Annotated in this window: 8 protein-coding genes and 1 pseudogene; 6 read left to right on the top strand and 3 right to left on the bottom strand. The window is 61.5% G+C overall.

Annotation, left to right across the window (positions count from 1 at the left end):
* Both NW835_RS10710 and NW835_RS10705 read left to right on the top strand, forming a co-directional pair.
* Positions 1-372, top strand: a pseudogene (locus NW835_RS10710) (hypothetical protein); the annotation flags it as partial.
* Positions 373-425: 53 nt separating this feature from the next.
* Complete coding sequence (locus NW835_RS10705) at positions 426-770, top strand: hypothetical protein (protein WP_414384969.1); 345 nt, start codon at positions 426-428, stop codon at positions 768-770.
* A gap of 58 nt (positions 771-828) precedes the next feature.
* Here the strand turns inward: NW835_RS10705 and NW835_RS10700 are convergent, their stop codons facing one another.
* The gene (locus NW835_RS10700; protein ID WP_414384967.1) at positions 829-1,269 is read right to left on the bottom strand and encodes a DUF1818 family protein; all 441 of its coding nucleotides are present in this window, start codon (positions 1,267-1,269) and stop codon (positions 829-831) included.
* A gap of 9 nt (positions 1,270-1,278) precedes the next feature.
* Here NW835_RS10700 and NW835_RS10695 point away from each other — a divergent pair, with 9 nt between their 5' ends.
* From NW835_RS10695 to NW835_RS10685, 3 genes are all read left to right on the top strand, one after another.
* Positions 1,279-2,964 (top strand): SpoIID/LytB domain-containing protein, encoded by a 1,686-nt coding sequence (locus tag NW835_RS10695; protein WP_414415273.1) that lies wholly within the window; start codon positions 1,279-1,281, stop codon positions 2,962-2,964.
* A 152-nt stretch (positions 2,965-3,116) separates the two neighbouring features.
* Positions 3,117-4,019, top strand: coding sequence for a GTPase Era (era, locus tag NW835_RS10690; RefSeq protein WP_414363839.1), 903 nt, complete (start codon positions 3,117-3,119; stop codon positions 4,017-4,019).
* 74 nt (positions 4,020-4,093) lie between these two features.
* Positions 4,094-4,696 (top strand): glutathione S-transferase family protein, encoded by a 603-nt coding sequence (locus NW835_RS10685; protein ID WP_414363834.1) that lies wholly within the window; start codon positions 4,094-4,096, stop codon positions 4,694-4,696.
* 212 nt (positions 4,697-4,908) lie between these two features.
* Here the strand turns inward: NW835_RS10685 and smpB are convergent, their stop codons facing one another.
* A complete protein-coding gene (gene smpB, locus NW835_RS10680; RefSeq protein ID WP_414337930.1) occupies positions 4,909-5,373 on the bottom strand; it encodes an SsrA-binding protein SmpB in 465 nt (154 codons plus the stop codon).
* A gap of 63 nt (positions 5,374-5,436) precedes the next feature.
* Positions 5,437-6,813: a ribosome biogenesis GTPase Der gene (gene der / locus NW835_RS10675; protein ID WP_414370640.1), complete on the bottom strand. Its 1,377-nt coding sequence runs from the start codon at positions 6,811-6,813 to the stop codon at positions 5,437-5,439.
* Positions 6,814-6,976: 163 nt separating this feature from the next.
* Here der and NW835_RS10670 point away from each other — a divergent pair.
* The coding region (locus NW835_RS10670; RefSeq protein ID WP_414415272.1) for an aminotransferase class I/II-fold pyridoxal phosphate-dependent enzyme at positions 6,977-7,438 on the top strand (462 nt) is incomplete at its 3' end.

Below are 7,438 nucleotides of genomic sequence, written 5' to 3'. Positions count from 1 at the left end.
AGCCGTTTTCTCTTGCCCGCCTGGTATGGAGTGGGCACCGCTCTGGAGATCCAGGCGGCGGTGGATCAGGTGTACCTGGATGGATCCCTGGCCGACTATCTGCTGCAGGTGGTGCAGGCGACACGCGCCTCCAAGCTGTTGCGGGCTGGCGTGTCCACCCGCGGGGCATTGGCTTTGGCAAGGGCTGCACGGGCGCAGGCGTTGGTGAGAGGGCGGAGCTTTTGCCTACCGGAAGATCTGCAAGCTTTGTTTGTGCCGGTGCTGGCGCATCGCATTTCTTTAGCCGGATCTGGGGACATGACGAGCAACCGACGGCAGGAAGCAGAGGCCGTCATCCGCGACATCGTGGCAACGGTTGAGCCGCCGGTTTGAGGAGGGATCCCCTGGGCAACAATAGGAGCCAACGGTCTTGGGCAGAACTGCGGATGTCGGATCCCAATCAAGAAATTAAAGACCTCTTCCTGGCTTTGGACAAAAAGCTGGAGGGCATCGACCGCAAGTTGGAAATCCAGGTGACGGAGATCAAAAGCGAGATCCGGCTGGTCAAAACCGATCTGGAAGCCAAGATTGACCTCACTCGCAACGAGCTGGAAGCCAAGATCGATCTCAGCCGTAGCAGCCTGGAAGTGAAAATCGCGGAGCTAAGCAGCAAAATGGATGGCTACAGCAAGCGGCTTGACCAACAGGAGTTCATCAGCCGCGGCGCGATCGTGGCCCTAGTGGTTGGGGTGGCCTCAGGGTTTATCAAGTATCTTTTCTTCAGCAATTGATTGGAGTTTGACCTGAGTTCCCTTGGGTTCCTCCCCAAAACCTGTAAGCGGCGGCGGGTCAGCACTCCTGGAATTGCTCGAGGGCAAGACACAGCTCCGGGACAACTTCTGCTGGCCAGAAACCTTCGCCGCGCCGGCCCTGGTGCAACTGGAGGTAGAGGCCCCAAGCGGTGGCGCTGCCGCTAGCAATCAACGTGAGGGCAGGAAAGGTCTGCTCCAGTGTAATGCTCTCCTCAGCCATCAATTGGGAGGCGACAGCTTCCATATCCTGCTGCAGACGATACACCCCCTGCACAAACGCTTGCCATTCTTCTAGGGTTAGCTCCAGCGCCCACGTTTCTCCCCCCACCAGGGCCACAAACGGGGAGCGCGCCGGATCCCAGCCCAGTCGCCAGCCGGATCCCTTGCGCAGAGGAGGAGGGGCATAGGAGAAAAAAGCATCCATACTAGGGTAGGCCAAAGAGATGCGGGTAGAATCAACGGGGTGCATGATCAGCATAAAGCGCCTATGCCCAGTTACCAGCCTCCCTTCCCCCAGCGCCGGCTCCCCTTGCCGGGTACGCTCATTTCTGGGTTGGGGGCGCTGCTTGCGGCTTTGGCGCTCCATGCTGCCGGAGGGGATCCTGGGGAGACTTGGGCGACGGTGGTTACCCCGCAAAACCCAGTTTTACATGTGGGCATCCTGCAGCACTTTGGCCGTTCCAACAAAGATCAAGTGGAGTTGGCAGCGCCAAGGGGGTCGCTGCTGACGCTGGAATTTGTCCAGGCCGACGGCAGCACCCAGAGGCAGCGCACTCCGCGAGTAACTGTTGGAATCGTCAACCGCGCCCTAGCCAGCCCGGAAACCGTGTACCGCCTTATCCTCAGCAGCCACAAAAGCTTCGAGAGCGCCGAGGCCAGTGCCAACTCTTGGGAATCTCTGGGCATCCGCACTGAGATCGCCCAGCCCCAGGAATGGCAGGTGTGGGCCAGCCGCGCCTACACTCCCCAACAATTGATCCAGATTCAACAATATGCGCAAGCAAAAGAGATCCCCCAGGTGCGGCTGGAGGTGCAGGAGCGACGCGAACGGGCGGAGCTGAGCTGGGTGCATGAGCATTTTCGCTACCATCGCACTCGCCTGAGGGTGACCTCCGATGCCGGCTATCTGCGGGTGAACGACCGCTACTACGCCGGATCGATTACCCTTCAGCCCAATGCCTACGGCAGCTATACGGTGGTCAACGTTGTGCCCTTGGAAACCTATTTGCGGGGGGTGGTGCCCCATGAGGTGGGGCCAGGGGCTCCCTTTGCCGCCATGGCGGCCCAGGCCATCTTGGCGCGCACCTATGCTCTCAAGAACCTGCACCGCTTTCGGATCGACGATTACCAGCTCTGTGCCAACACCCACTGCCAGGTTTACAAGGGGCTGAGCGGCACCCACCCACGGGCTGATGAGGCGATTCGCCAGACCAGCGGCCTGGTGCTCACCTACAACGGCGAGCTGGTGGATGCCGTCTATTCTTCCACCAACGGCGGCATCTCGGCAGGTTTTGAAGAAGTTTGGGACGGGGAGCCGCGCCCCTACCTGCGCCCTCGCGCTGACATTGCCCACCAACCCGATCAGCTCTTTGATTTGCGGCAGGAGGGCGACTTGCAAGCCTTTCTGGCCCGACAGGAAGGTTTCAACGAAGCGGAGGTATCGCGCCTCTTCCGCTGGGAGTTCTCTCAGTCACTGGAGGAGCTAAACGCCCAACTGCGGGCCGCTCAAGAGTACCTCGGGATCCCTCTTCCCGAGTGGACAACCATCCAGGGGCTGCACGTCCTGGAGCGCTCGGTCAGTGGTCGGGTGCAGGCGCTGCAAGTGGGCTTGCAGACGCCCCGAGGGCCCTACTCAATGGTTTTGCGCAAGGATCAAGTGCGCCTGGCTTTTCCCCGCTTGTACAGTACCCTGTTTCGCGTGGAACCCCTGAAACAGGGCGAGCGGCTGACAGGCTACCGCTTTATCGGCGGTGGCTTTGGTCACGGGGTGGGGCTGAGCCAGTACGGCGCCTACACCCTGGCGCGGCAGGGGTTTAACGCGGCGCAAATCCTCGCCTTTTACTACCCCGGTACCACCCTGGCTGAGCTGGGATCCCTCTCCCTGCAGTTGCCTGAGGCTTCGCTGGCCTTTGACAATAGCCAGGTGCAGTCCTTGTCCGGCTACCAGAGATAAGGGACACGATGGGAGGAGAGCAACAGGAACAAAGTGCCAGCCATCCCCCTCTTCGGGAGCCCTCTCGGCAGGGATTGGAGGCCGAGGCAGCCCAAGCGGGTGTAGAGGGGGAGCACAGTGGTATCAAAAGCGGGGAGCTGTCGGCCATCCCGATGGCGCCGCCGGGGTTTAAGTCGGGGTTTGTGGCGCTAATCGGGCGGCCCAATGTGGGCAAGTCCACCTTGATGAACGCTCTGGTGGGCCAGAAGATCGCCATCACCTCCCCCGTGGCCCAGACCACCCGCAACCGTCTGCGCGGGATCCTCTCTTTGCCGCAAGCCCAGATCATCTGGGTGGATACCCCTGGCATCCACAAGCCCCACCACCGCCTGGGGGAGATCTTGGTACACAACGCCCAGGCTGCCATTGGGAGCGTGGATGTCGTCCTCTTTGTGGTGGACGGCTCAGTGCCAGCAGGTCGCGGCGACGCCTTTATTGCTGAGCGGATCCCTGCTGCTACCCCCTGCATCCTTGTCTGCAACAAAGCCGATCTTGTGCCCAAAGAGGCGGCCACGCGCCAGGCTCACCAGGAGAGCTACCAAGCCCTGCGGCCCAACGCCCCTGTCGTCTGGGTGTCGGCGTTGGATCCCAGCAGTTTGGCGCCCCTCATCCAGGCCACCGTTGACCTGCTGCCTAGCGGCCCCTACTACTACCCGCCGGACTTGGTGACGGATCAGCCAGAGCGGTTCATTATGGCGGAGCTGATCCGCGAACAGGTGCTGCTGCATACCCGCGAGGAGGTGCCCCACTCGGTGGCCGTAACCATCGACCAGGTGGAAGAAACCCCCACCGTTACCCGTATCCTAGCCACCCTCTACGTGGAGCGGGACTCGCAAAAAGGGATCCTCATCGGCAAGGGGGGAGAGAGGCTCAAGCAGATCGGCCAGGCCGCCCGCCTCCAGATTCAAAAGCTGATTGCCGGCAAGGTATACCTGGAGCTGTTTGTCAAAGTGCGGCCCCACTGGCGGCGCTCCGAGCACCTGCTGCGCGACTTCGGCTACCGCATCGAGACGTAGGGGTCTTGGGTTGAGCGGAGCGGTGATTGCGGCTAATTATGGAGATGCAACGCTGCACGTGAAGGATAACGGCCATGCTGCGACTGTACGGGATCCCCACCTCCGGCAATTGCTACAAGGTGGAGCTGCTCCTCAGGCAGTTGGGGATCCCCTACGAGACGGTTGAAGTCAATTCTAGGGTCGGAGAAAATCGCCGCCCCGAGTACCTGGCCAAGAACCCTCTGGGCCAGATCCCGGCTTTGGAGCTGGAAGACGGCACGGTCTTGGCCGAGTCGGCGGCAATCTTGGTTTACTTAGCAGAAGACACCCCCCTCTACGGCCAAACGCGGCTAGAACGAGCCGAGATCTTGAAATGGCTACTTTTTGAACAGACCCGCATTGCCCGCTACATTGCCACCACCCGCTTCCTGGTGCGGGCTGGACAAGCCGAGGCCCACGCCGAGCTGATTGCCCAGAACCTCAAATCCGGCACAGAGGCCTTGGAGATCATGGAGGGCCATTTGCAGGGGAAAGCGTTCTTCGTGGGCAACCGCTACACGATTGCAGATCTGGCCCTTTTTACCTACACCCACGTGGCGGAGCAGGGCGGCTTCGACCTCAAACCCTTCCCCAACATCCGCGCCTGGTGTGAGCGGGTGAAAACCACCGACCGCTTCTTCCCCCTCCCTGGTGCCTAGAACTTGCTGGCGGCGTCTCCTTCCCTCCCCCTGCAGCCGACCGAGTTGGATTTTGCTTCCAAGCCTATCGGAGGATTCCTCACCCCCAGCCTCTCTGCCCAAGGGAGGGGAAAACTGGAAATCGCTGCAACGAAGGGCTCCAGCGGCATTTGGGATCGCCTAGGCTGCCCCGCTGGCCACCCCATTGGAAGCTGCCGGAAGCTTGGCGGGCCTTAGCGCCCCTTGAGCTCTCGCTGGATCTCTCGCTGGGTTTGCCGCTCTTTAATGGCCTGCCGCTTGTCGTGGAGCTTCTTGCCGCGGGCCACGCCCAGATGCGCTTTGATCCAGCCGCGGTTAAGCACCAGCCTCAGGGGAACCACAGTCAGGCCCTTTTGCTCCACCAAGCCCCGCAGACGGTCGATCTCGCGGCGGTGCAACAGCAGCTTGCGGCGGCGGGTGGGATCGTGGTTGAACACCTTGCTGGCGGTGCCATGGGGGGAGATGTGCAGGTTGTGCAGCCAGGCCTCGCCATCGCGAAAGAGGGCAAAGGCGTCTTGGAGATTGGCTTTGCCGGCTCGGATTGACTTGACCTCTGTGCCGGTTAGCTGGAGCCCGGCTTCGTAGGTCTCCAAGATCTCGTACTCAAAGCGGGCGCGACGGTTTTCCACCAGGGTTTTGACGTTGGGATCCACAGCCATAGGCCTTGTTTGCGGTTTGCCTAACAGAAAAAAGCTGTTCTGGTGTCTTGCCGCTGTGGAGTCCTAGGGGGAGGCCAGGGATCCCTCTAATTTTTGCACTGCCCGTCCCACGAGGCGCTCGGCTTTGCCGCGCCAACGAAAGCGAATGGGGGTGCCTGTGAAGTCGAGGTTTTGCCGGAAGTGCTTTTCCAAGTAGCGGCGGTAGTTCTCTTTGAAGAGATCGGGATCGTTGACAAACAGGAGAAAGGTGGGAGGCCGCTCCGCCACTTGGGTGCCGTAGTAGATTTTGCCCTGCTTGCCTTGGCGGTTGGCGGGGGGCGATTGCCAGGCAAGGGCATCCTGGAGCACCTCGTTGACCACGGCGGTGGGGATGCGTTTGCGATGGGCGGCTACCGCCGTGTTGACCTCGGCAAAAATCTTGTGGGTGCGCTGCCCCGTGAGGGCGCTGACAAACAACAGGGGTGCCCAGTCGATAAAGTAAAGCCGCTCACGGATCTCGCGGGTGTACTCGTTGATGGTGTAGGTATCTTTGTTTTCCACCGCGTCCCACTTGTTGACGACGATAATGCAGGCGCGGCCTTCTTCTTCAATGCGGCCAGCTAACCGCTGATCCTGCTCGGTTACCCCCTCCAGGGCGTCAATGACCAGCAGCACCACATCCGAGCGCTGGATGGCTTTGAAGGCACGGTTGATGCTGAAAAACTCCACTCCATATTCCACCCGGCTTTTTCTGCGGATCCCGGCGGTGTCGATGAGACGATAGCTCTGCCCCTCCCACTCCACCAGAGTGTCAATGGCATCGCGGGTGGTGCCGGCAATGGGGCTGACAATGGCCCGCTGGGATCCCACCAGGCGGTTGAGTAGGCTGGACTTGCCTACGTTGGGCCGGCCGACAATGGCCACGGCGATGGGATCCGCTGCTGCTGCAGCTTCGTCTACCTCAGGCAAATGGGGCAGTACCGCCTCCAGTACCTCTGCCACTCCGTTGCCGTGGATGGCGGAACAGGGGATCGGCTCCCCCAGCCCCAACTCCCAAAAAGCCGCCGCCTGGGCCAGGCCCAGTTGCCCCGACTCGCACTTGTTGACGGCCACCACCACCGGCAGGGGTTGTTTGCGCAGCCAATCGGCCACTTCCCGATCGGCGGGGGTCAGTCCCTCACGGCCATCTACCACAAAGATCACAGCGTGCGCCTCCGCCATCGCCGCCATGGCCTGCTGGCGGATGTGGGGCAAGAACTCGCTGTCGTCGCCAAAGACCAGGCCGCCGGTATCCACCACCTGCAGGCGACGCCCGTTCCACTCCACCTCTTGGTAGAGGCGATCCCTCGTGATGCCCGGCTCATCGTGGACAATGGCCGAACGCACCCCCGCCAGGCGGTTGACGAGGGTGGACTTGCCCACGTTGGGGCGACCCACAACGGCCACAAGGGGTAAAGCCACTGCTCTGCCTTGCCACAAAACCGAACTTAGATTTCTATCCTAGCCTTTGGGATCCCGGATACCCAAGCTCGGCCCTGCTTCGCATTGCTTCAGGTGCGGGTCTGGCGGTAAGCTGTGCAGTTAACCCCAAGTGAGCCAGGTGTCGGCTTGCCTTTCTATTTGTATGAACCGCGCTCTCGTCCCCGCCCAACGCTTGAACAAGCTGCCTGCCTACGTCTTCGCCCGCTTGGATGAGCTGAAGGCCCGCGCCCGCCAGCAGGGGCTAGATTTAATCGATCTGGGCATGGGCAACCCCGATGGGCCCACCCCCCAGCCGGTGGTGGAGGCGGCCCAGGCGGCCATCGCCGATCCCGTCCACCACGGCTACCCACCCTTCGAGGGCACGGCCAGCTTCCGCCAGGCAATTACTGAGTGGTACTGGCGCCGCTATGGAGTGGAGCTGGATCCCAATGGAGAGGTGCTGCCTCTTTTGGGATCCAAAGAGGGCCTGACCCACCTGGCCTTGGCCTATGTGGATCCGGGGGATCTGGTGCTGGTGCCCAGCCCCGCCTACCCGGCCCATTTTCGCGGGCCCATGATTGCCGGCGGGCAGATCTACCCGCTGCTGCTGCGCCCTGAGAAGGGG

Source organism: Synechococcus sp. OH2, assembly GCF_047462155.1.
Lineage (GTDB): Bacteria > Cyanobacteriota > Cyanobacteriia > Thermostichales > Thermostichaceae > Thermostichus.
This window is presented reverse-complemented; position numbering and strand designations above follow the sequence as displayed.

Excerpts from the sequence above, each read along its gene's own strand:
- smpB (WP_414337930.1), bottom strand. The coding sequence starts at position 5,373 with ATGGCTGTGGATCCCAACGTCAAAACCCTGGTGGAAAACCGTCGCGCC.
- era (WP_414363839.1), top strand. The coding sequence starts at position 3,117 with ATGGCGCCGCCGGGGTTTAAGTCGGGGTTTGTGGCGCTAATCGGGCGG.
- NW835_RS10705 (WP_414384969.1), top strand. The coding sequence starts at position 426 with ATGTCGGATCCCAATCAAGAAATTAAAGACCTCTTCCTGGCTTTGGAC.
- NW835_RS10685 (WP_414363834.1), top strand. The coding sequence starts at position 4,094 with ATGCTGCGACTGTACGGGATCCCCACCTCCGGCAATTGCTACAAGGTG.
- NW835_RS10695 (WP_414415273.1), top strand. The coding sequence starts at position 1,279 with ATGCCCAGTTACCAGCCTCCCTTCCCCCAGCGCCGGCTCCCCTTGCCG.
- NW835_RS10700 (WP_414384967.1), bottom strand. The coding sequence starts at position 1,269 with ATGCTGATCATGCACCCCGTTGATTCTACCCGCATCTCTTTGGCCTAC.